Below are 26,681 nucleotides of genomic sequence, written 5' to 3'. Positions count from 1 at the left end.
CTTGTTGGTCATCAGTGTGTTGTGCAAGGGTTGACCACCCGTGCGGGGGGAATGGCCGGGACACGTTCGCCTGGCTGAGGGGAGCAGGGGCCGACGGACGTACCCGAATTCACGCTCCTCGCGCTCGCCGTCCAAGAGGTGTGTACCACCAGGGGGCCTTTTCGGCGGCGGTGACTCCTGTGTGTCCTATGCGCGTGGGAAGGAATTCGCTCAGTGGCCACCCCCCACCCCCCTCGTCCGCCTTACCCGCCGGCCGGCGGTGTTCCGGGAGAATCCGACGAGAACGTCGCCGCCCGGCTCCGCGGCCGCCCCGACGGTGAGACCGCACGTTCCGTCGCGCTGCTCATGACGCGGCACTGGCAGCCGGCCCGCGACTACGCGGCCATCTGCCTCGCCTCCCGGAACGAGGTCGCCTCCATGGTGACCTCGGCCGCCTTCCACCAGGTGCTCGACCGGCTGGCACTCGGCGAGCCGGCGCTCGCGCTGCGCCCGCGGTTCCTGGTGGCGGTGCGGGACACGGTCCGCGTCTGGACCACGGAGGACCGGATATCCGCCGTTCTGCCGGAGCTGCTCAAACCCGCGGGCGGCCGCGGCATGCGTTCGGCGAAGTCGATGACGCCCGAAAATCGCATACTGTCCGAGCGGTCATTCCAGGCCCTACCCGGGCTCGCCCGGTGTCTGCTCTGGCACACCGAGGTGGAGGCTGAAGCGATAACCGTCCCGGCCGGTCTGCTGGGCATGGACACCGAGACCGCGTCGGCCGCACTCGAACAGGCGCGGGAAAAATTCCGTGAAGGATGTGTACATGCCCATCGGGAACTCGCGCCGACCAAGGATTGCCGCTTCTACAACCGTCTCCTCGACGTTCCGATTCGGCGTGGCGGAGCGTTGCTGCCCGATGTCCAGCAACATCTGACCGAATGCCGCTACTGCCGTTTCGCCGCCGAACAACTGAGCCATTTCGAGGGCGGCCTGGGAGTGCTGCTGGCCGAGTCCGTACTCGGCTGGGGCGCCCGCCGCTATCTGGAGTCCCGTCCCGGCCGCGCGGGCCAGGGCACGCGGTCGCGCACCCCGCGCCCGCGTGGTTCCGCCCGGCACGGCGGCGGCCGCCCCCGCATCCTGCCCCGCATCCCGCTGCGCGGGCGCGGCACCCCGGGCGCGCTGCGCACCTCGCGGACGCTGTTGACCGGGCTGGGCGTCGCCTCCGCCGGGCTGATCGCCACGGTCGCCGTCGTCGGCATGTGGTCCCACGACGACGGTGTCGACCCGGCCGCCTCCACCAGCGCGAGCGACGGCTCGACCCCCGGTGCCGGCGCCGGGTCCTCGCCCGGCACCGCCCAACTGCCCACCGTGCCGCGGGACTCGAGGCTGCGCAACGCCTCCGCCGACCTCTGCCTCGCCGTCAGGGGCAGGCCGAAGGCGGGGGCCGACACCGAACTGGCGGCCTGCTCGACAGACGCGAGCCAGCAGTGGTCCTACGGCGGCGACGGACGGCTGCGCAGCGCGGCGGCCCCCGACCTGTGCCTGGACTCGCACGTGGACGCCGGTGTGGTCGTCCTCGGCACCTGCGGGGGCGGTGACGACGTGCGCTACGACCTCACGGTGCGCGGGGAGTTGCTGCCGCGCTGGGACGAGCAGCTCGCGCTGGCCGCCACGACCGACGATCCGGGAGCCGACATCGTCGTCAAGGTCCGGGACGGCTCGCCCGCACAGCGGTGGCTGACCGAGCCGCCGGCGTCCGCCAGCCCGGGTTCGCTGTCGATCACGGGCCCGGAGAAGCCCGCGGTGCGGCCCGCCGAACTGGCCAGGGAGCGGGCGTAGCGCAGGGGGGCTCGGGGGCGACCGCAAGGGCCTGTCGGGAAGGTCCCGCCGTCCGCCCGGAGGGAGGGCAGTGCGGCAGTCATGGGGGAGCGTGCTGGGCGTCGCGGGGCAGGCGGGATTTCGCAACCGGCCCCGCAGACGATCCTGTGCCCGCCCGCTGCGGCCGGGAAGCGGCCGGCGCCGGCCCGGCCGCCGTCCTTCAGCGCGCCATCGACGGGGCGGTGGCGGCGCGGACGTTCTCGGGGCCGTCACATGGGATCCTCGGCGAGGTCGGCGGCGCTGACCGTGGCCGGCGTGGCGTGCCCGGACAGGGCGAGGGTCAGGTCGAGCTCGGCGAGCAGACAGCGGATCACGTGCTCGACGCCCGCCTGTCCGTCCAGGCCGAGACCGTAGACGTACGGCCGCCCGAGCAGGACGGCCTGCGCGCCGAGCGCGAGTGCCTTGAAGACGTCGTCGCCGCTGCGGACGCCGCTGTCGAACAGGACGGTCAGCCGGTCGCCGACCGCCTCGGCCACCCGCGGCAGCGCGTCGGCGGCTGCGACGGAACCGGCGACCTGACGGCCGCCGTGGTTGGAGACCACCACGCCGTCCATGCCGGCGTCGGCGGCGAGCCGGGCGTCGTCCGGGTGCAGGATGCCCTTGAGGACGATCGGACCGTCCCAGTTCTCCCGCAGGAACGCGAGGTCGGGCCAGGTGTGTCCGGCATCCCCGAACAGCCCGAGGAAGTGCCGCACGGCCGCGTTCGGGTCCTCGTGCACGGGCTTGGCCAGTCCCGCCTGGAAGGCCGGGTCGGTGAAGTAGTTGGCGGTGCCCACCCCGTGCAGGAACGGGAGGTAGGCGAGGTCGAGATCCCGTGGGCGCCAGGACACCAGCGGGGTGTCGAGGGTGACGAGCAGCGCGGAGAACCCGGCGGCCTTCGCCCGTCCGAGGAAGCTCCTGGTCACCTCGCGGTCCTTGCCCCAGTACAGCTGGAACCACCGTTCGGTGTCGCCGAGTGCCTCCGCCACCTGCTCCAGCGGTGTGCTGGACGCCGAGGACAGGATGTACGGCACTCCGTGCGCGGCGGCGGCGCGGGCGGCGGCGGACTCGGCGTCCGGATGCATGATCGACAGTACGCCGACGGGCGCCAGCGCCACCGGCGCGGGCAGCGGGCGGCCCAGCACCCGCACCGAGAGGTCCCGCTCAGCGACGTCTCGCAGCATGCGGGGCACGATCCGGCGTCGCTCCAGGGCCGCGCGGTTGGCCCGCATGGTGCTGCCGTCGCCCGCGCCGCCGGCCACATAACCGACCGGGCCCGGCCCGAGCCGCGTCTCGGCCAGCGCCTCGAGTCTGGTCAGATCCGTGGGGAGCCGGGGCACCGCCCCGCTCATCCCGTTGAGATAGATCTCGTACTGGAAATCGGCCCAGTGCTTCGCCACCGTACGCCCCACCTCTCCGCCTCGAGCACGTGCAGCAATGACCATACTCGCGGGTATGTACGGGGCGAGGCACCGGTCTTGAAGCCAGGTCGTGGTCGCCGGGAGGACGGCTGGTCCGTCATTCGTCGTCGGCCGGTGCGTCCTCCGGCTCGGCGTCGGTGTCGGGTCCCTGCGCCCGCACCCGCTGCACCTGCTCGAGGGAGTCCCGCAGTTCGGTCAGCCAGTCGTCGGTGTGGCGCTGGACCAGCCGTACGCACCAGGCGAGGGCGTCGCTGCGGCTGCGGGCCACCCCGCCCGCGATGAGGGTGTCGAGGACCTGGCGCTCGGGCTGGCGCAGCCGGGTCATCACGGGCGCGGCGACATGGGTGAACAGGGCGCGCTCGCCGCCGCACACCACCCCCCAGGACACCTTGCGGCGGAAGCGGTGCTCGGCCTCGCGCGCCACGGCCACCCGTGCCTCCCGGGTGCGCTCGCGGAATTCCTCGATACGGCTCCGGATGGCCGCCTCCCGCTCGGCGGCCGAGGCGTCCTCGGCGAGCCGGGGTTCCGGGATGCGGCCGATCACGGTGATCTCCTCGCGGTCGGCGGTGAGCTCGGCCAGTTCCTCGAAGAGGTCGTCGGGAAGGCGGCCGGTGAACCAGCCGCGCAGCTTCTCGTGCTGCTCTGTCGTAATCATGTAATGACGATTACTCGGCATTCTCATGAACACAAGGGGGTGCTGGGGAGTCAGCCGAGAGCTCAACCGGAATGTTTCAGGCCGATTAACGAAGCGGGCAGAATCAGCCACTTGGCTGCTTCGGGCGATCAAGAACCGCTCAGTTCCGGGCTTCGATGGTTCGGATGCCGTGACTTCGCGCCACTGATTCAACACGCAAGGTTACTGATTCACAGGGGGTCGACGTGAGTTTCCGCGGCGGACTCGGCAGACTCGCGCTCGCCGGTCCGGCACCAACCCGAAACGGTCCGGCACCCCTTGGAATCCAGCGGAAGGATGCACACAATGCGGAACACCGCGCGCTGGGCGGCGACCCTCGCCCTCACGGCCACCGCCGTCTGCGGCCCCCTCACCGGAGCCGCCCTCGCCACCCCGGCCGCCGCCCCCGCCTCGCTCTACGCCCCCTCGGCCCTGGTGCTCACCATCGGGCACGGAGACAGCGCCGCCACCGTGACCCCGCAGCGCGCGGTCACCCTGAGCTGCGCCCCCACGCCTTCCGGCACCCATCCGGCCGCCGCCCTGGCCTGCGCCGAACTGCGCGCCGCCGGCGGTCTCGACGCCCTGGCGCCCAGGGACGACGTGCTGTGCACCAAGCTGTACGACCCCGTCGTCGTGACCGCCGATGGCGTCTGGCAGGGCAAGCGTGTCTCCTACGAGCGCACCTTCGCCAACCAGTGCGTGAAGGACGCCTCCACGAGCGACGTCTTCGCCTTCTGAGACCGGGATCGCGCGGTCCCCGGGCACCTGAGAGGCCCGCGGATGGGGAGTGTGGGCCTCCGTCGCGGGGTACGCAGCGATCTCGCACCAGGGGTCGGCAGGGCGGAGTGGGGCCGCCCGCCGACCCCTGGCATCACCTCCGCCCCTCCCCGGGAACGCCGGGGAGGGGCGGAAAGCGTTTCAGCAGACCCGTAGCGGCGAACAGCCGACGGATGCGCGGCTGGTCGCAGACGACCCGCAGCCGCCCCTCGCGCTCCCGGGCCCGGGACTCGGCCCGGCACAGGACGCGCAGTCCGGAGCAGTCGAAGAAGGCGACGTACCGCAGGTCGACCAGCACGTCCGGCAGCGGCCGGGCGGTCGCCGCGTCCAGGTGCTCGGCGACGAACCCCGCGGTGGCCAGGTCGATCTCGCCCGCGACCTCGATGACGGTGAACCGGCCCGAGGTCCTGGTGCGGGCATGGGGGTTCGGCGCGGGATGTTCGAGGGCACGGTCGTCCGCATCCGGGGTCATGGCCGCTCCACCGGGGCAAGGGGCGCATTCGATCCCCGTAGTTACCCCGGCTCGCGCGGAAACATCCCTGCGGGGCGGCCCGCAAGATCTGGTTCACTCGACAAGGTGAATACCACTGAAAGTGCTTGACAATTAGTCAGTTCGATCAGTCACGCGCGGTCCCGATGGCTGGTGTCGCACCACGGGAAGCGGCGACTGCGGCGGCAGGTGCACAGCGCGACCCGGAAGCGGTCGGAGGCGACCGTGGTGCCGTCCTCCAGTTCCACCTCCACCGGGCCCTCCACGAGCAGGGGGCCCTTGCGCTGGATCCTGATACGGCGGGGGGAGTCAGACGGGGAGTTCGGCACGGACGATCACCAGCTCTTCCTTCTCCTCGGCGGCCGACAGCAGCCCCTGCTCCCGCAGCCAGCGCTCTCTCTTGCGCAGCACGGGACCGAGCGCGATCCTGCGGCGCCCCGTCACGGCCGCCTTGAGGCCCGCGGTCCGCAGGTGGTCGAGCGTCCGGTCGGGTCCGCTGAGCGCGGAGTGGACCATCAGCAGCACCCCTCCGGGGCGCAGCAGATCCGGCGCCTCCCGGCAGATCCGGTCGACGACCAGCCGGCCGTCCCCGCCCGCGTCCCAGGCCCGGGCCGCACCGCGCGGCGCCACGTGGTGCTTCGGGGTGGGCACATAGGGCGGGTTGGACAGGATGAGGTCGAACGACTGACCCCGTACGGGTGCGAAAAGGTTTCCGCGGCGGATGTGCAGCGGCAGTCCGGCGAGCCACGCGTTCACGCGCGCGGTGCACACCGCCCGCCAGGACACGTCGACGGCCGTCACCCGCGAGCCACGGCGGGCGGCGGCGAGTGCCAGGGCGCCGCTTCCGGTGCCCACGTCCAGGACGTGCGCACCCGGCGCGAGAGGTTCCTCGGACAGGGCTCCGACGAGGAGGTCGGTGTCTTCCTGTGGGGCGTACACACCCGGGGGTACCAGTGGATTCACCGGGCTCAGGTACCCCCGGTGTCACGAAATAAAGGAGATTTCCGAAAGGTCGCCCGTCCGCAGGGACGACCGGCCGGCCCGCCAGTCGTCCAGCAGCCGGGAGGCGAAGCGGTCCTCGACGAATCCGGTCGCGTCGATGCCGAACGCCACGTCAGGCGCCAGGTGCGGCTCGTCGGCCAGCAGACCGCCGATGACGTCCTGGCGTACGACCTGTTCGTGGACGGCGTCCGCCTCGACGTGCTCGTCGTAGAAGTGCTCGGCGGCAGGACCCGCTCCGGTGCGGCGCATCGCCTCGGCGAGCCGCCGGGAGCCGGGGGAGGAGGTGATCTCGACCGCGGCGAAGTGGCCGACCAGGGCACCGCGCAGGGCCCGGTGCAGGCCGAAGAGGGACATCAGGTTGACGGTGACCAGCATCTCCGCGCTCGCCGCGTCGAGATAGCGGCCGTACGTCGTGTCCAGGCCGAGGTCGGTCATCAGGTCGGCGAACAGCCGGGCGTGCACTCGGTCGGGGCGGCCGCCGCCGAACTCGTCGAACTCCACCGCGGCCATCGCCGCCTTGGCCGGCCCCGCGAGCCGCGGCAGCACCCAGGCATGCGGGTCGGCCTCCTTGAGGTGGTAGAGCGACCGCTGGGCGGCATACTCCCGCAGCTGCCACAACTCGCCCTCGTCGCGCAGGAAATGGGAGACACCGGCGCCGTCGACGGGCTCGACGAGCAACTCACCGAGCGCGGACTCGACGGTGTCGTGCACCGGGGTGTCGGCGCGCAGCGCGGTCAGAAACCGGTGCTCCAGCCGCGCCCGCACCCGCAGCAGATCCGGATCCCACTCCCGCTCCGGCCCGACCCCCGCGAACCCGCGATAGTGCAGCTCGTAACAGAGGTACAGAGCCAGCTGGAGATCGTCCCCATACACCCCGGCCCCCGCCACGTCCTCATCCCGGGGCAACCCCCCGCCCCTCACCAGATACTCCATGACGGCAGCGGAAACGGGCCCCCGGGAAGCGGGCAGCAGCGGCCCTTCACAGTCGTGCTTCATGACGCCCGAGTACCCGTACGCCACGTCATCATCCCGGCAGCCGTCACGCCCCAAAGGGGCGCGGGGCTGTGTCAATGTGCGGCTCTGCCGCGGGGCGCGACCAGCCACAACGGAGCAGCACCCGCCATCCGACCGTCCGTCCGTGACACATCCGACGGCGTCACTGGCGTCATTCCCCCTCCGACTCCTCCTGCGCCCCCGCATTGGGCGTGATCGCATCACCCGCCTCCCCTTCATGCCGCCCCCGCCCGGCGGAGCCCCCCGCACGGGTCTCCGCGTTCTCGATCTCGCGCAGAACCTCCTCCAGCGCCGTGTCCGTCTGCTCATCCCTGTTCTTGTCGTCTCGCGACACGAAAACTCCCACCTCTCCTCAACTCGTCGCGGCAGCGATCCGCAGCGGCACGGGTTCCGGCGCCGCAGGCGCCTCGTTGAGCCGGATGACCTCCGCCCACCAGGACGGCCCGTCCTCGATGTGGCGCAGCAGCACTCCCTCGCGGATCGCCCAAGGGCAGACGCTGACCGATTTGAGGCCGGTCAGCTTCATCGCGGTGTGGCCGACGACCGCTCCCGCCAGGCTCTGCGCGGCGCGTGGCGCGGAGATGCCGGGCAGCAGGGCGCGTTCGGCGACGGACAGCGCGGCCAGCCGGTCGGCGGCCAGCCGCAGGTCCGCGCGGTGCAACTCCCGTTCCACGAACGGTCCGTGGCGCCCGGGCGCGGCCCCGCACAGCCGGCCCAGCTGCTGGAAGGTGCGGGAGGTGAAGACCGCGGTGCGTGGCCCCTCCCAGCGGATCCGCGCCGCGACGTCCCGCAGTTGATGACGGATCTTACGGCGCAGGGCGCGTACCTGCTCGGGGGTGGGAGCGTCCTGGTCCGGGAAGAACTCGTGCGTGAGCCGGCCCGCCCCGAGGGGGAGGGAGGCCACGAAGTCCGGCAACCGGCCCCGCCCGAAGGCCACTTCGAGGGAGCCTCCGCCGATGTCCAGCAGGGCGAGCGGTCCCGACCGCCAGCCCATCCAGCGACGCGCGCCGAGGAAGGTCAGTTCGGCCTCGACCTCGCCGGGCAGTACGCACAGCCCGACCCCGGTCCGCGAGCGGACGGCGCGCAGCACCTCCTGCCGGTTCGGGGCGGCCCGAACCACGGCGGTGGCGAAGGCCAGTGGCCCGGCCGCACCCCAGCGGCTCGCGGTGCGGCTCGCCTCGCCGACCGCTTCGACCAGCCGTTCCACGTCCTCCTGCGGGATGTCGCTCCCCGGCTTGACATGTTCAGACAGCCTCAGCCGCCACTTCGCCGTATGCACCGGCAGCGGCACTCCGCCCTCCGCGTCCGCCACCACGAGCCGGACGGTGTTCGACCCCACATCCACCACGCTGATTCGCATGGGCCCGTGGGTACCCGATTGTGCGCGGACCAAAGCTCGCCGGTGGTCTCACCCTGGTCTCGATCCTCGGAAGACGCCACGACATGCGAGGAGGGGCCGCCGTCTCCCTGCAGACGGCGGCCCCTCGGTCCGGCGCGGCTCACACGGCGGTGATCACATGTGGATGACCGGCGCGGCGTCCGCGTTTTGCTCCAGCACTCCGCGGCGGAAGAGCAGGAAGGCGATCACGGCACCCGCGGCGAACAGACCCGCCGACCACCAGAAGGCGGTGGTGTAGCTCTCGATCGTCGCCTGGGCCTGCACCAGCTTGCTGGTGGCGTCCCGGCCGCTCAGGTAGTTCGTGGCAGCGCTGGCGGCGAGGGTGTTCAGCAGCGCCGTACCGATCGAACCGCCCACCTGCTGCATGGCGTTGACCGTCGCTGAGGCCACACCCGCGTCCTCCGGGGTCACTCCACCGGTGGCCAGCTGCATGGCCGAGGGCATCACCAGGCCGAGACCGAAGCCCGTCACGATGAGCTGCGGCAGCACCGCGCTGACGTAGCTGGAGCCGACACCGATCCCGGTCAGCCAGGCCATGCCCACCGCGGAGATCGCGAAGCCCAACGGGATGAGCGCCTTCGGCCCGATACGCGGCAGCAGGGCCGTGCTGCCCAACTGCGCCGCCACCATCAGGGCGCCGACCATCGGCAGGAACGCGACACCGGTCTTGGTGGGGCTGAAGCCGAGGTTGAGCTGAAGGTAGTAGGTGAGGAAGAGGAACACGCCGAACATGCCACCGGCGGAGATCAGCACCGAGACGAACGAGGCGGCCCGGTTGCGGTCCAGCAGGATGCGCAGCGGAAGCAGGGGGTGTGCGGCCTTGGTCTGCCACCAGGCGAAGGCGGCCAGCAGCACACCACCGGCGATCAGGAAGCCCCAGGTCAGCGGCGAGCCCCAGTCGTGCGTCTCGGCGTTCGAGAAGCCGTAGACCAGCGAGAACAGACCGCCGGCCACGAGCACGGTGCCCGGCATGTCCAACTTGCCGTTCGTCGCGTCACGGTGGTTGGTCAGCAGGATCCAGCCGCCCGCGAAGGCGAAGACGGCGATCACGACGTTGACGTACAGCGTCCAGCGCCAGTCGAACGCGTCGGTCAGCAGTCCGCCGAGCAGCAGCCCCACCGCACCGCCGGCACCCGCGATGGCGCCGTAGACGCTGAACGCCTTGGCCCGTTCCCGTGCCTCGGTGAAGGTCGTGTTGAGCAGCGAGAGCGCGGCAGGTGCGAGGAGGGCGCCGAAGACACCCTGGAGGGCGCGCGCGGTGACCAGCATCCCGAAGCTGTTCGCGGCACCGCCGAGCGCGGACACCGCGGCGAAGCCGGCCACGCCGGCGAGGAAGGCGGTCTTACGGCCGAACAGGTCGGCTATCCGGCCGCCGAGCAGGAGCAGTGAGGCGAAGGACAGGGCGTACGCGGTGACGATCCACTGCCGGTTGCCGTCGGAGAAGCCGAGGTCCTTCTGTGCGGAGGGCAGCGCGATGTTCACGATCGTCGCGTCGAGCACCACCATCAGCTGGGCGAGGGCGATGACCGCGAGGATCCACCACCGCTTCGACGACGAGGGGTGTTCGGGTTCGGCGAGGGTGCCGGCTTCGGCACTCTCGGCCAGGGTCTTCTCGGACATGAGAACCACTCCAGGGAAGTCGTTCGGGTTGGACGGCGAAAATCGAAAGGAAGGCTTTGAACGAAACGGTTTCGTACACCTGTAGATTAGACACACAGGGAGCGAAACGGCAACGTTTCGCTAGATGTGTTCTCCGTCTCTTATTCCTTGACGGGAATATAACCGTGAAGGCATATTAGGAACCATGTCCGACGCCTCGCTCTGGACCGCTCTCGCCGATCCGCACCGGCGGGCCATCGTCGCGCTGCTCCTTGAGCGGCCGCGGCCCGTCGGCGAGATCGTGGAGGCATGCGGGCTGAGCCAGCCGAGCACCTCCAAGCACCTCAGAGTGCTGCGGGAGGCCGGCCTGGTCCGGGTCCGGCAGGACGCGCAGCGCCGTGTCTACGCCCTGGACCCGGCCCCCATCGCCGAGCTCGACGCATGGCTCGCGCCGTACCGCGAGCTGTGGAACCGCAGCCTGGACAAGCTGGGCCGCCGCCTCGACCGGACGGCGCCGGACGATCCCGAGGAACCCGCCCCGAAGGACTGATCCACCATGGCCGCTGATCTCACCGGCACCTATCTGACCCTGGACGACGGCCGCCCGGCCGTCCGCTTCAGCCGCGTCTACGACCATCCGATCGAGCGCGTCTGGCAGTTCGTCACCGACCCCGCGGAACTCGCCCACTGGTTCCCGTCCCGCGCCGAGATCGACCCGCGCCCCGGCGGCACGATCACCTTCACCGGCGACCCGAACATGCCCGAGTCCACGGGCCGGGTGCTCGCCCTCGACGAGCCGCGCCACCTCTCCTTCGAGTGGGGCGGCGACGAACTCCACTTCGACCTGGAGGCCCTGGACGACAGCCGCACCCGCTTCACCCTGACCAACGTGCTCCAGTCCACCGACACCGCCGCCCGCAACGGAGCCGGCTGGGAGGTGTGCCTGGCGGCCCTGGACGCGAGGGCACGTGACGAGCGGTCCGAGGGGCCGCACACCGGGGCCGGAAAACCCTGGAAGGAGTTCTACGAGGGCTACATCGAAGCCGGTGTGCCCTCGGGGGCGCCCGTTCCCGGCCTCGACTGACCCGGCCTCAGGCCATCTGCCGCCGCACCAGCTCGTGCAGCCGCCCGCCCGTGTCCGCGAGCAGCTGTGCGGGCGGGCCCTGCTGGGCCACCTTGCCGTCCTCCATCACGATGACGCGGTCGGCGTCCAGCACCGTCGAGAGGCGGTGCGCGATGACGACCCGCGTCGCGTTCAGGGCCTTCGTCGACTCGATCACCATGCGCTGCGTCTCGTTGTCCAGGGCGCTGGTGGCCTCGTCGAAGAACAGGATCCGTGGCCGGCGGATCAACGCCTGCGCGATCATGAGGCGTTGACGCTGGCCACCGGAGACCGCGCCGCTGCCCGAGACGATGGTGTGCAGCCCCATCGGCATCCGCTTGATGTCCTCGGCGAGCCCCGCCATCCCGGCCGCCGCCATCGCCTCCTCCGGCGTGTACGGCTCGGTGCCGCAGATGACGTCCAGGATCGAGCCGGTGAAGGGCTGCGCGTGCTGGAGCACGACCCCGCACTGCCGGCGCACCGCCGACTGGTCGAGCGCGGCCAGGTCCTGGCCGTCGTACAGGACACTGCCCGAGACCGGCTTGTCGAAGCCGATCAGCAGCCTGAGCAGCGTCGACTTGCCGCAGCCGCTCGGTCCGACGATCGCCACGAACTCACCCGGGCGTATCTCGAAGGACACGTCGTCCAGGACGAGGGGCCCGTCGTCCGCGTACCGGAAGGACAGCCGGCGCGCCTCGATCGCCCCCGTCAGCGGACCCGGCCGGGTGCTCGCCGTGCGCACCTCCGGCGTCGCCTCCAGCACCGGCTTGATCTCCTCGTACAGCGGCAGCGCGGCCACCACCGACACGAACGCGCCGGTCAGCTGAGTGACCGAGGTCAGCAGCATCGTCACCGAGGTGTTGAAGGTGAGGAACGCGGCAGCCGACATCACCCCGCGCGCGGGCCCCGCGAGCAGCATGAACATCAGCAGGGTGCACAGCGGCAGATAGACCGCGCCCATCACCGTGGTGAGATTCTTGATACGGCCGACCTTCTGCTGCAGCTCCCGGCTGCGGGCGAACTGCGACGCCCAGGCCGCGTACGCGTAGTTCTCGGCCGCGGCGACCCGCAGCTTCGGCAGTCCGCGCAGGGTCTGGAAGGCCTGGTTGTTGAGCTTGTTGCTCAGCACGACCAGCTTGCGCTGCCACCGCACCTGCCACAGACCGAGCCCGAGGAAGGCGCCCGCGATGACGATGAGCATGCCGATCGCCGCCATGGCCATCGACGGGCTGTACCAGAACAGCAGGCCCAGGTTCATCGCGCCGACGGTCACCGACTGCGCGACGACCGGTCCGATGCCCGCCATCATGCGGCGGATCGCGCTGATGCCCATGGCCGCGCTCGCCAGCTCACCCGTGGAACGCTCGGTGAAGAACTTCGTGGGCAACCGCAACAGCCGGTCCCAGACGGCCGGTTGGAGGGTGGCCTCGATACGGCCCTCCAGCCGGAGGATGGTGAGGTTCTCCAGCAGCATGAAGGCCGCCGCCACCACGCTGGTCAGCATCACCGCGAGGCAGACCTGCACGATCAGGTTCGTCTGGGCCCTCGGCACGAACTCGCCCAGCACCTTGCCGGTGGCGATGGGCACCAGCGCGCCGATCGCCACCGTCACCAGACCACCGGCCAGCAGGTTCATGAGGTCACCGCCGGTGCCGCGCATGCTGAACCGCAGCAGCCGCAGCGGGCTCAACGTCCGGTCGGGCAGCGGACGGTAGAACATCACCGCACGCGGCTCGAACTCCTCCGCGTTGGCCTTCTCGATCGGGGTCTCGCGTCCGGTCGACGGATGGACGGCCACATAGCCGCCGCGCCGCCACAGCAGCGCGACCGGCGCACCCGACAGGGCGCGGTGTCCGACCAGCGGCCCGATGTTGTCCCGCCACCAGTGGCCGTCGAGGCGTACGGCCCTCGTGCGCACCCGGGAGGCGACGGCCACCTGCTCCACCGGGTCGAGCCGGTCGCTTCCCGTTCCGCTCTGCGCGCGGTCGGCGAGCTGGATGCCGGCCGCCTCGGCGACGAGCTTGCACGCCGCGTAGCTCGCGTCGGCGTCGGCGGACGTCGCGCGCTGGGCGGAGGACTTGCCGATCGAGGCCAGCAGTGTCCGGTCGGCCTGGGCGCGGACGGCCTCACCCGCCTTGATCCCGGCGGCCGTCCGGGTCTCGTGGGTGCGCTCCACCTGCTCGATCCAACGGTCCAGCGTGGTGAGCAGCCGGTACTGCTGGTCGACCATGCTCTGCCACACCGCCGGGTCCATCAGCAGGTCGGCCGCCGCCTCGGCGCCGTACAGCGAGCCGTACTGGACGCTGCCCGGCGGCACCTGCATCCAGAACACGTCGTCGTCCGTGACCTCCGTGGCCCGGTCGGTCGCCATCGGCGCCTGGAAGAGGACGGACAGCCCGCGGCCGACACCGAGCGCGAGCGCGTACTCCAGCGGGCTGGTCGTCGGGGGGACGTACTGCGGGTTGCCGTACGCGTCGTAGGACCAGGTCTGGGTGTCGGCCGTCTGGTACAGCTCGCGCAGGCCGATGCGGTGGACCACGCAGTCGCGCAACGGACGGGCGACCAGGGTGTGCTGGGGCCCGAGGACCGGGCCGAGGACCAGTGAGCCCGCCTCCAGCCGGCCGAGGTGGTGCCAGTGGCCCTGCTGCACGGCGTCCACCGCGAACAGGTCCAGGCTGCCGGCCGCGACCAGCCACAGCACCTGCGGGCCCTCCAGATCGAGCCGGGTGAGGCCCGAGCAGCCGATCCGGCTGCCCAGGGAGCCGAGGGCGCCGAGTACCAGGTCGCCTTGGTGTGCGGTCGTCATCTCATCGCTCCCTGACCAGCGCCGCGTACGCGCCGCCGCGTGCCACCAGGTCCTCGTGCCGCCCGCGTTCCACGATCGTGCCGTGCTGCAGGACGACGATCTCGTCGCTGTCGCGCACGGTGCTGAGCCGGTGCGCGATCACCACGCAGGCGCAGCCGCGCCGGCGCAGGTTGTCCATCACGACCTGCTCGGTCTCCGCGTCCAGCGCGCTGGTCACCTCGTCAAGGACCAGGATGCTGGGCCGGCGCACCAACGCCCGTGCGATCTCCAGGCGTTGGCGCTGACCGCCGGAGAAGTTGCGGCCGTCCTGCTCGACCTTGCTGTGGATGCCGCCGGGCCGGCGCGTCACCACGTCGTACAGGGCCGCGTCGCGCAGCGCGTCGATCACGGCGTCGTCCGGGATCGAGGGGTCCCACAGCGCCACGTTGTCGCGGACCGAGCCCTCGAAGAGGAAGACCTCCTGGTCGACGAAGGACACGGAGGCGGCCAGCGCCCCGCGCGGGATGTCGTCCAGGCGCTGTCCGTCGATGCGGATCACGCCCTCCCAGGGGGAGTACAGACCCGAGATCAGGCGGGAGACGGTCGACTTGCCGCTGCCCGAGCCACCGACCAGGGCCACCTGCTGGCCCGGGCCGACCGTGAGGTCGAAGCCCGTCAGCAGCGGCTTGTCCAGCGGGTTGTAGCCGAAGGTGATGTTCTGCAGCTCGACATGGCCGTGCAGCCGGCGCGTGGAGTCACCGGCGCCCGGACGCCCGTAGAGCGGGTCGGCCTGGAAGTTCTCGACGTCCTTCAGGCGGGCCACGTCGGCGGCGAAGTCCTGGATGCGGCCCGCGACTCCGTTGAGGCGGGTGATGGGGGCGGTGAAGCGGGTGACCAGGGACTGGAAGGCGACCAGCAGGCCCACCGAGATGCCGCCCTCGACCGCGCGCATGCCGCCGACCCACAGGATCACCGCGCTGTTGAGCGAGGCCAGAGTCGGCGCGACCATGCCCAGCCAGGCGCTCGGCACCCCGAGCCGCTGCTGCTCCTCCAGCGTCGTGGCGTGCTGTCCGGCCCACTTGCGGAAGTAGCCGTCCTCGCCGCCGGTCGCCTTCATCGTCTCGATCAACTGCAGGCCCGTGTACGCGGTGTTGGTGAGCCGGGCGCTGTCCGCGCGCAGCTTGGCCGTACGGGTGGCCCGCAGCCGGATGACGACCCGCATTGCGACGATGTTCAGCAGCGCGACGCCGATGCCGACGAAGGTCAGCTGCGGATCGTAGGTGTAGAGGAGGACGGCGTACAGGACGACGACCACCGCGTCGACGCCCGCCGCCGCGAGGTCGCGGGCCAGGGTCTCGGCCACCTGGTCGTTGGACTGCAGCCGTTGCACCAGGTCGGCCGGGCTGCGCTGGGCGAAGAACGTCACCGGCAGCCGCAGCAGATGGCGCAGGAAACGGGCGCTGGAGAGGGTGGAGGAGATGATGCGGCCGTGCAGCAGGTTGGCCTGCTGCAGCCAGGTCAGCAGGACGGTGAACAGCACGCACGCGCCCATCGACGCGAACAGCACCCCCAGCAGCGAGGTCTGCCCGCCGATCAGGAACATGTCGATATAGGTACGGCTGAGCGCCGGCACCGCAGCCCCGACCAGGACGAGCAGCAGGCTCGCCAGCACCGCGGCCGGCATGGTGCCCGCCGTGCCGCGCAGCCGGGCGGGCATCGCGCCGAGGACGCCGGGCCTGCGGCCGCCCCGGATGAATCCCTCGCCGGGCTCCATCACCAGCACGACACCGGTGAAGCTGCCGTCGAAGTCCTCCATCGGCACGAAACGGCGGCCCTTGCCGGGGTCGTTGATGAAGACACCGCGCCTGCCGAAGCGACGGCCCATGCCGTCGTAGACGACGTAGTGGTTGAACTCCCAGAACAGCACGGCCGGGGTCCTCACCTCGGCGAGGGCGGCCGTGTCCATCTGCATGCCCTTGGCCGTCAGGCCGTAACTGCGGGCCGCCTTCAGCAGGTTGCTGGCACGCGAGCCGTCCCGGGAGACACCGCAGGCGATGCGCAGTTCCTCCAGCGGGACGTGCCTGCCGTAGTGGCCGAGCACCATGGCGAGGGAGGCGGCGCCGCACTCCACGGCCTCCATCTGCAGGACCGTCGGCGTACGGACGGTCTTCGCCCTGCCCTTGGGGACCGGGCGCTTGGGCGGAGCGGAGCGGCGCCTGCTCCGGGTCTCCTGTGCGGTGCTCACGGCAGCAGCCAATCGACGGGACGCTGGTCGGCCAGCCGGATCGAGCCCGAGGCCATGGTCATGGAGGTGAGGCCGAACGGCGGGCCGTCCTTGGACGACCACCGGTAACCGCTCTTCGTCGCCGACGACTTGTCCAGCTTCACGAGTACGGCCACCGGGCGGCCCTTCTTGGTGAACTGCTCGCCCAACTGGCTGTCCCCGAGGAACGCGGCGATCTGCTGCGCCGACTCGGCGGAGCGGTCCACCGACTTCACCTGCCCGCGCAGCACGCCGTACGTCTGGGTGGGCACCGAGGAGACGGTCAGGTCGACCTCGGCGTGCGCGGGGATGGAGGCGGCGTTCTCGGCGGGCACGTACACCGTGGCGTACAGCGGGTCGGAGGCGTGGGCGACCTTCTCCACGGCGGCCACGTTCGCGCCGGTCTGGATGATCTGCCCGATGGTGGCGGCGAGCCCGGTGATCCGGCCCGCGGCGACCGTGCGGACGACGGTGTCGCCCTGGGCCGTCCTGACCTTGAGGACGGGGGAGCCGGCGGGCAGTCGCTCGCCCTGCTCGGCCAGCACGGCGGTGACCTGGCCGGCGACCGGGCTCTGCAGGATGTAACTGCCCTGGCCATGGGTGAGGATGGCGGGCGCGCTGACCGTGGAGGCCACCGAGCCGGTCACCGCCCATACCGAGGCGGCCGCCACCGCGACCACCGTCACGGACAGCGCGAGCCAGCCCTGCGGCCGGGCGAAGCGCACGGGGAGGTCGAGCTCCTCCGGCGACTGGAGCTTGGCGAGGGCCTGTTGGCGGAACTGCACGGGACTTTCCCTCACCTGAAAACGAGGAAGGACCGGCTCGGTGAGCCGGCTGGTTCACGACAACGACAAGCCCCGGAGCCGGCGAACGGCTCCGGGACTCACGATCACAGGAGGTGCGATCAGAGACCGGCGACCAGGTTGGTGACCGGGGCGGTGTTCAGGCCGGTGACACCCTCGACGGTGCCGACAGCCGTGTCGACCAGGCCGGAAACCGGGGCGATGCCGTCCACCAGGCCGGTGACGGTGCCGAGGGCGTTCACGGACAGACCGCCGGAGACGTTGTCGAGCTCGGCGTCGGAGATCTCGACGGTCTCAACCTGGGGGGTGGAGTTCATGATGGAACTTCCCTTCACATGGATATCTCATAAGGGGGGAGCGGCACCCCTCTGGGGACAGAGCGACGACCGCGGACCGCGGGTGCCGGGCGTCCGTCTCCGGAGCCCTTCGCGGCTCCCGCGGTGCGATGGATCAAAGCACGCGGCGGGTCCGGGCTTCCAATCAACCAACCGCCTCACCAGGCAACTTGAGTCCCAGGACCACCGATCCGTGCAGGAGTGCGCACGGCTCGGTGGCAGGTTCTTCACATGCGTCACCGCATCGGCTCGTCCCGGGTCTTGCTGATCGTCAGGTGAATCCGACACTCCCGTCGCAATGGCATGGGGGGTGGGCGCGCTTGTGCAGAACCTTCGCCCGCCGTGACTTCGTTGAGTATTCAATGTGCAGATTCTCGGGAGCCGGGATTCGGCGCGTTGTTCACGACGGGCCGTCACCGGCCGACTGCGGAACGTGTCAGCCCAGAAGCGCGTAGATCGTGCTCGCCCGAGCGGCGATCTCGCCGGAGTTCCCATCGGTCATCGTGATGTCTGCAAACGCCATGCGCCGGCCGAGCTTGCTCAGGACCGCCTCGATCAGGACATCCGAACCGGACACCACGCGCTGGAACGACGTCGACTGCTGAACCGTCGTCATGGGCCCGTACGCCCCGCGCGCCGCGGACACCGCGATCACCGTCGCCGTGTCCGCGGCGGCCATCAGTGCCTGCCCCGACAGCCCTCCGCCCTCCCGCGACAAGCGGTCCGACCAGGGCAGACGCAGGATGGCCCGGTCGTCTCCCACCGCTTCGACACGCAGGCCGAGGTCGAGCACCCATGGGGCGAAGTTGACGGAGAGGATCTTGTCGGCTTCGGCGGTCGTCATCGTCATATGGGCGATTGTTCCCCGTGCCGCTGCGTCAGACGCGGGTCATGGCCGATTCGGCTTCCGGCAAAGAGAGTTGGCAAACGGAATTGAACGCACCACGCGGCCCCTGCGTACCAACAGCCATCCAGGCGCCAGAACAGAACAGCTGCCGAACGGCGGCAAAGACTCCGGTCCCCCCAGGAGGTCGAGAAGTTTGAGTCACAAGCGAATTCCGAAGCGTAAGGCCGCGATCGCGGCGGGCAGCGTCGTGGCGCTCGGCGCGGCCGCAATCCTCCTGCCCAACGCCATGGCCTCACAGGACGGATCGTCGAACGGCGCCGCCGTCGCACCCAAGACCCTGAAGGCGACGGACGCTTCGGGTCTCGCCGCGCAGCTCCAGCAGCTGCTCGGTCAGGCCTTCGCCGGTTCGTACTACGACTCGGGCAGCCAGCAGCTCGTCGTCAACGTCATATCCGGCGACAGCAACGTGGTGGTGCAGGCGGAGAAGGCCGGCGCGAAGGTTCGTGAGGTCAAGAACAGCCTCGCCGCGCTGAAGGCCGGGGCGCAGACCCTCAAGGCCAAGGCGACCATCCCGGGCACGGCGTGGGCGATCGACCCGAAGACCAACAAGCTCGCCGTCACGGCCGACAGCACGGTCACCGGCGCCAAGTGGGACCGACTGACGTCGACGGTCAAGAGCCTCGGCGCCGACATGGCGTCGGTGAAGAAGACCTCCGGCACCTTCAAGACCCTGGTGTCGGGCGGCGACGCCATCTTCGCCCAGGCGGAGGGCGGCACGGTCCGCTGCTCCCTCGGCTTCAACGTCACTGCGAGCGACGGCAGTCCGGCCTTCCTGACCGCCGGTCACTGCGGAGTGGCCGCCAAGCAGTGGTCCGACTCCGAGACGGGCCAGCCCATCGCCACCGTGGACCAGGCCACCTTCCCCGGCGACGGTGACTTCTCCCTGGTCAAGTACGACGACCCCAACACCCAGGCCGCCAGCGAGGTCAACGTCGGCAACGGCCAGACCGTCCAGATCACGCAGGCCGCGGACGCCACCGTCGGCGAGCAGGTCTTCCGCATGGGCAGCACCACGGGCCTGCACGACGGCCAGGTCACCGGCCTCGACGCCACGGTCAACTTCCAGAGCGAGACCAACCCGGGCGGCGTGGACACGGTCACCGGACTCATCCAGACCAACGTCTGCGCCGAGGCCGGCGACAGCGGCGGCTCGCTGTTCACCCAGGACGGCAGCGCGGTCGGCATGACCTCCGGCGGCAGCGGTGACTGCACCGCCGGCGGCGAGACCTTCTTCCAGCCGGTGACCACGGCCCTGCAGGCCACGGGCGCCACGCTGGGCAACGGCGGCGCGGGCGCCGGCGACCAGGGTGGCGCGGCCGACCCCTCCGCCTCCGCGACCGACGGCACCGGCGCCGGCGACCAGGCGGGCGGCGGCGACGCGGTGGGCGGTACGGCCGACCCGTCCGCGACGGCCACCGACGGCACCGGCGACCAGTCCGGGGTCGGCGACCAGTCGGGTATCGGTGACCAGTCCGGCACCGGCGACCAGGGGACCGGCGCGAACGACGGCTCGTCGCTCACCCAGACCCGCTGATCGGCCCAACCCGCGGTTCCGGTCGACAGTGGACGGCCCGGCCCTCCGGCGGGAGGGCCGGGCCGCACCGCTTGTGCGACCACCGCCGGTCCCGGCCCGACAAGCCTCAACAGGGCCTCCGGCGAGGGTCGTTGGGGCCGCGACCGGGGAATCGGGTCCGCTTGACCGACCGCACCGCACGACGCGACGGGACGTCGTCCCGCACCGCGTCCGCGGGCTCAGCGCGCCCTCAGCAGCAACAGCGCGACGTCGTCCAGCCGTTCGCGGGTGCCGTCGTCGTGCCGCACCAGATGGTCGGCCAGCTCCTCGAGCGGCAGCTCCCCGGCCTCGCCGAGCCGCTCCCCGAGGTGCGCCAGCGCGTCCTCGATGTCGACGCCCGGCGACTCGATCAGCCCGTCGGTGTACAGCACGAGCACCGAGCCGGGTGCCAGGCCCACCTCCGTCGTCGGGTAGGCGGCGGCGCCGTCGATGCCGAGCAGCGGACCGCCGGCCAGATCGAGCACCCGTACCCGCCCGTCCGGACGGCGCAGCAGCGGCGGCGGATGACCGGCCCGGGCCATCACGGCCCGCCCGCGCCCCGGATCCAGCCGCAGATACAGACAGCTGGCGAACAGGTCGGCGCCCAGATCGATCAGCAGCCGGTTGGTGCTGCGCATGACCTCCTCCGGAGCCTGCCCCACGGTCGTGTACGCCCGCACGGCGGTGCGGATCTGGCCCATCAGCCCGGCCGCGGTCACGTTGTGCCCCTGCACGTCCCCGATCACCGCGGCCGCCACGCCCTGCGTGGGCACCAGGTCGTAGAAGTCGCCGCCGATCTCCATGCCCTGGGTGGCGGGCAGATAGCGCGAGGCCGCCTCGACGCCGGGCAGCGAGGGCAGCGAGTGCGGCAGCAGCGCCTGCTGCAGGCCGTGCGCCAGCCGGTGCTTGGCGTCGTACAGCAGGGCCCGCTCCAGGGCCTGCGCGATCAGACCACCCAAGCTGATGAGCACCGCCCGCTCGTCCGCGGGGAACGGGTGCGGCTCGGCATAGGCCAGCAGACAGGTGCCCACCGGCCTGCCGGACGCGATCAGCGGAAGGTAGGCCCAGGCCTCGAAGCCGCCCGGAGGTGCCTGTACGTCCGGGTACAGCCGCTCCAGTTCCTCGCGGGAGGCGAAGAACGCCGGCACCCCGGTGGCCAGCGCGTGCGTGCCCGGTGTCGGCCGGGCCAGCGGCATCCCGTCGAACCGCTCCACGATCCGCTCGTCCGGATACCCGCGATGCCCCAGCACGTGCAGCCGCCCCGCCTCGGAACCGAGGACGACCAGCGCCTGACTGCCGACGGCCGGCGCGATCTCGTCCGCGACCAGCTGCACCACGTCCTGCACCCCCACCGCCTCGGTGAGCGCCCCCGCCAGCGTCAGCATCTGCGAGATGGTGACCAGCCGGGACGAGGCGTCGCCGGGCTGCGGACCTGCCCGGTTCATCTCCGTGACCGCCCGCGCCCGGGTCACCCGCACGCTCAGCCCGGTCGTACTCGGATACATCCGGAACGACAGCCAGTCCCCGGGCGGCCGCAGCGCCACGAACGACGTCGTGTGCTGGCTGAGCAGCGCCGCGCGGTAACGGTCCTCGTAGACCGGGTCGTTGAGCCAGGGCACCGCGGCCCAGAGCTGGTTGCCCAGCAGTCTGCTGACCGGGACGCCGATCAGCTCGGCCGCGGCCGCGTTGGCGAAGCCCACCCGGCCGTTCAGGTCCAGGGAGCACAGCCCGTACGGCAGCCTGGCCACCATCCGCGCCGCCTCCACGGTGCCGAGCGTGCCGGCCGCCCCGGCCACCACCGGCGTGGCGAGCAGATCGGGCTCCGGCAGTGGCGGACGGCTCTCCTGGAGGGCGCGCTCCAGCCGCAGCGCCAGCCGGTCGCAGGCCGCCGTGAGATGTTCGCGCTCCCGGTCCGACAGCTCCGGCGGGTGGGAGCCGGGCCAGGTCACGAAGACGGCGCCGTAGGCCGTCGACTCGGTCGCCACAGGTACGGCGGCCAGCGCGAAGGGGTACGGCAGCACCACGGCGATCCGGGGGTAGCGGGCCGCCATGTCCTCCTCGCCGCCCACCCACACCAGACGCCGCTCGCGCAGCGCGTCGGCGACCGGGATCGGCGCGCTCAGCCCCACCCGTTCCCACGGCGCCGCGAACGCGCGCGGCAATCCCGCCATCACGGCCATCTCCAGCACCGGTTCACCGGCCGCCAGCAGATACACCGCGCCGGCGTGCGCGTGCACCTCGTCCATCATCGAGGCGAGCGCCAGCGACAGCAGCGGTCGCCCCACCCGCGTCCGCACGGTCGCCGGCGTCTGGGCGGCCCCCTGCCCGTCGGACACGCCGACCACCTCCTCGCACGGCTCGGCGGCGGGTCCCAGGGATCAAATCTGCCCCTTGCGGACCGGACGCGCACGGCGAGCGAGGGGCCGTCGCGTCCGCGCGGCCCGAAGACGGGCAGGCGGAACCGCGACTCGGTGAAGAACGTCCGCGTACCCCCTGGGGCCCGGACCATGCCACCCCAGTCGTTGCGCGCGGCGGCGTGCGGGCGCCCCGTGCGCGCCCCCGCGCACCCTGATGGCCGGTTCTTCGCGCCCACGGATGATGCGGGCCGCCAACAATGGGCACGCGCTCAACACCATGGACGAGTCGGACGAATCTGAGGGACGGGCAGTGATCCGCGTACTTCTGGTGCACGACGAGTGTCTGATGCGTTCGGTCCTGGCGGAGTGGCTGCGCCGGGAACCGGATCTGGGGGTGGAGGACACGACATGGCGGGGGGCGCCCGCCAGGCTGCGCGCCCTGCGGCCCGACATCTGCGCGGTGGACCTGGAGAGTACGGAGGGATGCGGTGTCCCGTTCCTCGGTGAACTGAGTCGCCGGGACCGGGACGGGATCCCGCCGAGACTCCTGGTCCTGGCCAGCGCGAGCAGGCCGGGGCTGCTGAAACGGGCGGCGGAGGCGGGGGCGCTCGGCTATGTCGACAAGGAGGGCTCGCCGGACCGCCTGGTGCGCGCGATCCGCCGGGTCGCCGAGGGGGAACGTTTCGTCGACGACTCGCTGGGGTTCGGCTTCCTCAAGGCGGCGGAGATGCCGCTGACCCGGCGTGAGCTGAGTGTGTTATCCCTGGCCGCCGAGGGCGCCTCCGTCGCGGAGATCGCCGGGAGCCTGCACCTGTCCAACGGGACGGTGCGCAACTACATGGCGGCCATCACCCGCAAGACCGGCGCCCGCAACCGCATCGACGCGATCCGCATCTCGCAGGGTGAGGGCTGGCTCTGACGCCGGCACGGGCGCCCAGCTGCCGACCAGGTTCCGGTACAGGGGCGAGGACCGCACCAGTTCGTCGTGGGATCCGCAGGCGGTGCCCCGTCCGTCCAGCACCAGGACCCGCCGCGCGCGCCGGGCCGAGCTGATGCGATGGGCGACGACGACCAGCGTGCCGCCGGGCCGCTGCGCGAAGGCCCGCTCCGCGCGCTCCTCCGCCTGCGGGTCCAGATGACAGGTGGCCTCGTCGAGCAGGGCGAGCGGGGCGTGCGACAGATAGGCCCGGGTCAGCGCGATCAGCTGCCGTTCCCCCGCGGACAGCGCGGCCGGATCGACCTGGGCGCCGGGCCCGCCGAGCCGGTCGAGCAGCGGGGCGAGCCCCACCGCCTCGGCGGCGGCGAGCAGCTCCGCCTCGGGCACGGGCTCGGGCCGCAGGTATCCGAGGTTCTCGGCGAGGGTCCCGGTGAACACGTACGCCTCCTGCGGGATGAGCACCCGGCGCGCGGCGGCCCCGGCCGAGGGCACCGGCTCCCCGAAGACCCGGACGGAACCGGACCTCGGCTCCAGCAGCCCGGCGACCAGCGCGGTGAGCGTCGACTTCCCGATCCCGCTCGGCCCCACCACGGCCAGGTGGGCGCCGGGCGGCAGGGTGAGGTCGAGGTCCTGGATGACGGGGGCGGCGGTGGGACCGTAGGCGAAGGTGACGGAGGCGAGGGACAGCGCGGGGGACTCGTGGGCGGGGGACGTGTCCTCGCCGGCGGGAGTACGGGGGCGTGTGTCGGGCACCTCGCCCTCCCCGGCCGACGTCAGCCGGCGCAGCACCACCGTCAGGCGGGAGCCGCTCGTGCCGAGGCCGTGCACGAGGCTGTGGAGGGCCGGCAGGAGCGACTGGGTGGTGTAGGCGAGAGCGCCGACCAGGGCTCCGGTGCTGACGCCGTGAGCCAGGAGCCAGGGGGCGGACGCCAGGAGCAGGACGACGGGAAGCTGGCCGCCGAGCGCGAGCGCGGCGACCCGCAGGACGCCCCAGCGGGCGAGCGAACGGGCGGCGCGGAACTCGGCGTCGACGCGTTCCGCGGTGTCGGCGGCGATCGTCTGCTCGGCGCCGGTCGCCGTGACGTCCCGCAGCCCCGGGCACACGGCGCCCAGACGGTCCGCCAGCTCCTCGTCGGCGGTCAGGAACGCCTCCTGCCGGCGCGCCAGCGGCCGTAGCGTCGCCGCGAACAGGGCCACACCGGCCAGCAGCGGCGGCCCGACGACCAGCAGGAGGAGCGGGTCGAGGGAGAACAGCCCGGCCAGCGCGCCCACCGCGGTGAACACGAACGACCGCGACACCATGACCAGCCCGGCGAAGGTGTCCCGGGCGATCTCCACCTGCTGGGTGAGCCGTGACAGCGCCCCGCCGTCGGCCTCCCGCACCCCGCGCCCGACCACCCGCTCCACCAGCCGGTCCCGCAGCGGCTCGACCAGCGCGGCGACGGCCCCGTAGACGCGCGCCGTCCCGTAGGCGCCCACGACCACGCCCAGCCCGGCGAGCGCCAGCCAGACCAGCCCCACGTCCGTCCGCCCGGCCAGGAACCCCTCGTCCAGCGCCCGCGCGGGCGCGTACCCGGTCAGGAACGTCTGCCCCGTCTCCAGCACCGACCAGGCCGCGAGCCCCACGACGACCCGCCACCGGACCCGGAGGAAGCGCAGCCCGCTCCGCACGACGCCGTCAGCCATCCCCGAACACCGCCCGGTACTCCGGATCGCGCCACAGCTGCGCGTGCGGTCCCACCGCGCGCACCCGGCCCCCCTCCAGCCAGGCGACCGCGTCGGCACGTGCCGCGGTCGCCGCGCGGTGGGCGACGAGGAGCCGGGTGCCGCCCGAGCCGGGCGAGACGAGGGCCTCGGTGATACGGGACTCGGTCACCGTGTCGAGGCTGGAGAGGGCGTCGTCGAGGACGAGCAGTCGCCCGTCGTGGGCGAACGCCCGTGCCAGGCCGAGGCGTTGGGACTCGCCCCCGGAGCGGGGGGCGTCCGCGCAGAGGGTGGCGTAGCCGTGCGGCAGCCGGCGCACGAAGTCGTCCGCGTGGGCCGTCCGGGCCGCCTCCCGCACGCGGGCGGGCGAGGGGGAGGGCAGACCGAGGGCGATCGCGTCCTCGATGGTTGCTCCGAGCAGGGCGGGACGTTCGAAGGCGTAGCCGACGGCTCGGCGCAGCGCGTCGTGGGACAGCTCGCGCAGCGGGACGCCGTCCAGCAGGATCTCCCCGGCGTCGGGGTCGGCCAGGCGTCCGGCGAGCGCGGCGAGCAGGGACTTGCCGGTGCCGGAGCGGCCGACCACGGCCAGCGTGCTGCCGCCGGGGACGACGAGGTCGACTGCGTCGAGCACGGTCCGTCCGCCGCGCCGGGCCGTGACGCCTCGCAGCTCCAGCCGGCCGGGCCCCGGCGGCAGCCGGCGCTCGCCGTGGACGGGCGCGGGCTGCGCCATGACCTCGTCGACGCGTTCGGCGGCGCCCCGCGCGCGGGCCAGGCTCGCGAACTGTCCGACGAGGACGCCGACGCCGGCCGCGAGGACCGCGTACCGGGAGGCCGCGAGCACCTCGCCGACGGTCAGCCGGTGCCGGACCAGCAGGACTCCGGCGACCGCGACGACGCCGAGTTGCAGCAGCGGTGCCACGGCGCTCGCCCGACCGGCGGCCCGCCCCTGGACCCGCCACATCAGCCGGCCCGCGCGGGACAGCTCGGGCAGCGGGCGCAGGATCCGCGCCGCCTCCCTGTCCGCCGTACCGGCCGCCCTGACCGTGCGATGCCCCTCCACCGCCTCCGCGAGCGCGGTCGCGATCCGTCCCTGCACCCGCTGGTACTCCGCCACACAGCGGGTGGTGTCCCGGGCGAGCGCGCGCAGCAGCAGGGTCAGCACCGGCGCCCCGACGAGGAACACCGCCACCAGCCAGGGGTCGATCAGGCCGAGGGCCACCATGCCGCCGGCGGGCCCGGCGAACGCGGCGAGCAGTGCCGCGCGGGCGGCGGGCGCCGTCCCGGCCTGCGCCGCGTTGCCCACCAGCCGGGCGACGAGGTCACCGGGGCCGAAGCGGGCGGTGGCCCGCGGACCGAGGGCCAGGACGTGTCCGGTCAGGCGGCGCCGCAGCCATGCGGTGGTACGGGCGTCGAGGGTGCCGCTGAGCACGGTCTCGGCGGCGTCGAGGAGGGCCGCCGCCAGGACGAGCCCGGCACAGGTGAGCACCCAGCGGGTCGCGGGGGCGTGGGCCAGCAGCAGGTCCAGGGTGCGGCCGAGCACGGCCGGCAGCAGCAGACCGGCGCCGGTCGAGGCCACGCCGACCAGGCACAGGGCCACGCAGCGGGCCGCGCCGTGCCGGGTCGCGAGGCCGGTCAGGGGCATGGGCCGGCCGGCGTCCGCACATGTCGACGTCGTCGTCATACCGCCCCAGGGTCGTAGGGGTGCTCAGGACCCCGGGCGGC

22 protein-coding genes and 1 pseudogene are annotated in these 26,681 nt (G+C 72.2%); 6 read left to right on the top strand and 17 right to left on the bottom strand.

Going from position 1 to position 26,681, the window contains the following annotated elements; translation table 11 throughout:
• Positions 1-213 precede the first annotated feature (213 nt).
• The gene (locus ACWCQ1_RS19705; RefSeq protein WP_133043642.1) at positions 214-1,821 is read left to right on the top strand and encodes an RICIN domain-containing protein; all 1,608 of its coding nucleotides are present in this window, start codon (positions 214-216) and stop codon (positions 1,819-1,821) included.
• A gap of 248 nt (positions 1,822-2,069) precedes the next feature.
• Here the strand turns inward: ACWCQ1_RS19705 and ACWCQ1_RS19700 are convergent, their stop codons facing one another.
• Both ACWCQ1_RS19700 and ACWCQ1_RS19695 read right to left on the bottom strand, forming a co-directional pair.
• Positions 2,070-3,239 carry a lactate 2-monooxygenase gene (locus ACWCQ1_RS19700; protein WP_358599252.1) on the bottom strand — a complete coding sequence of 390 codons (1,170 nt, stop codon included), beginning with the start codon at positions 3,237-3,239 and terminating at the stop codon, positions 2,070-2,072.
• Between the two features lie 118 nt (positions 3,240-3,357).
• Positions 3,358-3,915, bottom strand: a complete 558-nt coding sequence (locus ACWCQ1_RS19695; protein WP_358599255.1) for a hypothetical protein — start codon at positions 3,913-3,915, stop codon at positions 3,358-3,360.
• Positions 3,916-4,239: 324 nt separating this feature from the next.
• Here ACWCQ1_RS19695 and ACWCQ1_RS19690 point away from each other — a divergent pair, with 324 nt between their 5' ends.
• Entirely contained in the window at positions 4,240-4,671 is a 432-nt protein-coding gene (locus tag ACWCQ1_RS19690; RefSeq protein ID WP_133043645.1) for a protease inhibitor, read from the top strand.
• A 133-nt stretch (positions 4,672-4,804) separates the two neighbouring features.
• Here the strand turns inward: ACWCQ1_RS19690 and ACWCQ1_RS19685 are convergent, their stop codons facing one another.
• From ACWCQ1_RS19685 to ACWCQ1_RS19655, 7 genes are all read right to left on the bottom strand, one after another.
• Positions 4,805-5,182, bottom strand: a complete 378-nt coding sequence (locus ACWCQ1_RS19685) for an STAS domain-containing protein (protein ID WP_358599258.1) — start codon at positions 5,180-5,182, stop codon at positions 4,805-4,807.
• A 149-nt stretch (positions 5,183-5,331) separates the two neighbouring features.
• Positions 5,332-5,529, bottom strand: a complete 198-nt coding sequence (locus tag ACWCQ1_RS19680) for a CDGSH iron-sulfur domain-containing protein (RefSeq protein ID WP_358599261.1) — start codon at positions 5,527-5,529, stop codon at positions 5,332-5,334.
• Positions 5,510-6,163 (bottom strand): HemK2/MTQ2 family protein methyltransferase, encoded by a 654-nt coding sequence (locus tag ACWCQ1_RS19675; protein WP_451027001.1) that lies wholly within the window; start codon positions 6,161-6,163, stop codon positions 5,510-5,512. The genes ACWCQ1_RS19680 and ACWCQ1_RS19675 overlap by 20 nt, the downstream gene beginning before the upstream one ends.
• Before the next feature lie 21 nt (positions 6,164-6,184).
• Entirely contained in the window at positions 6,185-7,198 is a 1,014-nt protein-coding gene (locus ACWCQ1_RS19670) for an iron-containing redox enzyme family protein (RefSeq protein WP_358599267.1), read from the bottom strand.
• A gap of 169 nt (positions 7,199-7,367) precedes the next feature.
• Positions 7,368-7,550 (bottom strand): hypothetical protein, encoded by a 183-nt coding sequence (locus ACWCQ1_RS19665; protein WP_358599270.1) that lies wholly within the window; start codon positions 7,548-7,550, stop codon positions 7,368-7,370.
• Between the two features lie 18 nt (positions 7,551-7,568).
• Positions 7,569-8,576 (bottom strand): Ppx/GppA phosphatase family protein, encoded by a 1,008-nt coding sequence (locus ACWCQ1_RS19660; RefSeq protein ID WP_358599273.1) that lies wholly within the window; start codon positions 8,574-8,576, stop codon positions 7,569-7,571.
• A gap of 153 nt (positions 8,577-8,729) precedes the next feature.
• On the bottom strand, positions 8,730-10,235 hold the full coding sequence (locus tag ACWCQ1_RS19655; protein WP_451027000.1) for an MFS transporter: 1,506 nt from the start codon (positions 10,233-10,235) through the stop codon (positions 8,730-8,732).
• Between the two features lie 184 nt (positions 10,236-10,419).
• On the opposite strand from ACWCQ1_RS19655, the gene ACWCQ1_RS19650 reads away from it, so the two are divergent.
• Entirely contained in the window at positions 10,420-10,764 is a 345-nt protein-coding gene (locus ACWCQ1_RS19650; RefSeq protein ID WP_133043653.1) for an ArsR/SmtB family transcription factor, read from the top strand.
• A gap of 6 nt (positions 10,765-10,770) precedes the next feature.
• The gene (locus ACWCQ1_RS19645; RefSeq protein WP_358599279.1) at positions 10,771-11,298 is read left to right on the top strand and encodes an SRPBCC family protein; all 528 of its coding nucleotides are present in this window, start codon (positions 10,771-10,773) and stop codon (positions 11,296-11,298) included.
• A 7-nt stretch (positions 11,299-11,305) separates the two neighbouring features.
• On the opposite strand, the gene ACWCQ1_RS19640 is transcribed toward ACWCQ1_RS19645, so the two are convergent.
• The 5 genes from ACWCQ1_RS19640 to ACWCQ1_RS19620 form a co-directional block, all read right to left on the bottom strand.
• The gene (locus tag ACWCQ1_RS19640) at positions 11,306-14,122 is read right to left on the bottom strand and encodes an NHLP bacteriocin export ABC transporter permease/ATPase subunit (RefSeq protein WP_451026999.1); all 2,817 of its coding nucleotides are present in this window, start codon (positions 14,120-14,122) and stop codon (positions 11,306-11,308) included.
• Position 14,123: 1 nt separating this feature from the next.
• On the bottom strand, positions 14,124-16,346 hold the full coding sequence (locus ACWCQ1_RS19635; protein ID WP_451026998.1) for an NHLP family bacteriocin export ABC transporter peptidase/permease/ATPase subunit: 2,223 nt from the start codon (positions 16,344-16,346) through the stop codon (positions 14,124-14,126).
• Positions 16,343-17,149: an HlyD family efflux transporter periplasmic adaptor subunit gene (locus ACWCQ1_RS19630; RefSeq protein WP_358599288.1), complete on the bottom strand. Its 807-nt coding sequence runs from the start codon at positions 17,147-17,149 to the stop codon at positions 16,343-16,345. The genes ACWCQ1_RS19635 and ACWCQ1_RS19630 overlap by 4 nt, the downstream gene beginning before the upstream one ends.
• Before the next feature lie 119 nt (positions 17,150-17,268).
• Positions 17,269-17,484: a type A2 lantipeptide gene (locus tag ACWCQ1_RS19625; RefSeq protein ID WP_133043658.1), complete on the bottom strand. Its 216-nt coding sequence runs from the start codon at positions 17,482-17,484 to the stop codon at positions 17,269-17,271.
• A gap of 454 nt (positions 17,485-17,938) precedes the next feature.
• Positions 17,939-18,352: a PaaI family thioesterase gene (locus ACWCQ1_RS19620; protein ID WP_358599291.1), complete on the bottom strand. Its 414-nt coding sequence runs from the start codon at positions 18,350-18,352 to the stop codon at positions 17,939-17,941.
• Between the two features lie 190 nt (positions 18,353-18,542).
• Between ACWCQ1_RS19620 and ACWCQ1_RS19615 the strand changes: the two genes are divergently transcribed.
• A complete protein-coding gene (locus tag ACWCQ1_RS19615; protein WP_451026997.1) occupies positions 18,543-19,943 on the top strand; it encodes a S1 family peptidase in 1,401 nt (466 codons plus the stop codon).
• Between the two features lie 218 nt (positions 19,944-20,161).
• On the opposite strand, the gene ACWCQ1_RS19610 is transcribed toward ACWCQ1_RS19615, so the two are convergent.
• Entirely contained in the window at positions 20,162-22,306 is a 2,145-nt protein-coding gene (locus tag ACWCQ1_RS19610; RefSeq protein WP_358599297.1) for a PP2C family protein-serine/threonine phosphatase, read from the bottom strand.
• Positions 22,307-22,532: 226 nt separating this feature from the next.
• On the opposite strand from ACWCQ1_RS19610, the pseudogene ACWCQ1_RS19605 reads away from it, so the two are divergent.
• Positions 22,533-23,153, top strand: a pseudogene (locus ACWCQ1_RS19605) (LuxR C-terminal-related transcriptional regulator); the annotation flags it as partial.
• On the opposite strand, the gene ACWCQ1_RS19600 reads toward ACWCQ1_RS19605, so the two are convergent.
• Both ACWCQ1_RS19600 and ACWCQ1_RS19595 read right to left on the bottom strand, forming a co-directional pair.
• Complete coding sequence (locus ACWCQ1_RS19600; RefSeq protein ID WP_451026996.1) at positions 23,076-24,941, bottom strand: ATP-binding cassette domain-containing protein; 1,866 nt, start codon at positions 24,939-24,941, stop codon at positions 23,076-23,078. The pseudogene ACWCQ1_RS19605 and the gene ACWCQ1_RS19600 overlap by 78 nt on opposite strands.
• Positions 24,934-26,640 (bottom strand): ABC transporter transmembrane domain-containing protein, encoded by a 1,707-nt coding sequence (locus tag ACWCQ1_RS19595; RefSeq protein ID WP_451026995.1) that lies wholly within the window; start codon positions 26,638-26,640, stop codon positions 24,934-24,936. Before ACWCQ1_RS19595 ends, ACWCQ1_RS19600 begins: the two co-directional genes overlap by 8 nt.
• Positions 26,641-26,681: the final 41 nt, after the last annotated feature.

It is taken from the genome of Streptomyces sp. NPDC002144, assembly GCF_053593695.1.
The sequence above is the reverse complement of the archived record's forward strand: the minus strand, read 5'-3'. Positions and strand labels throughout refer to the sequence as shown.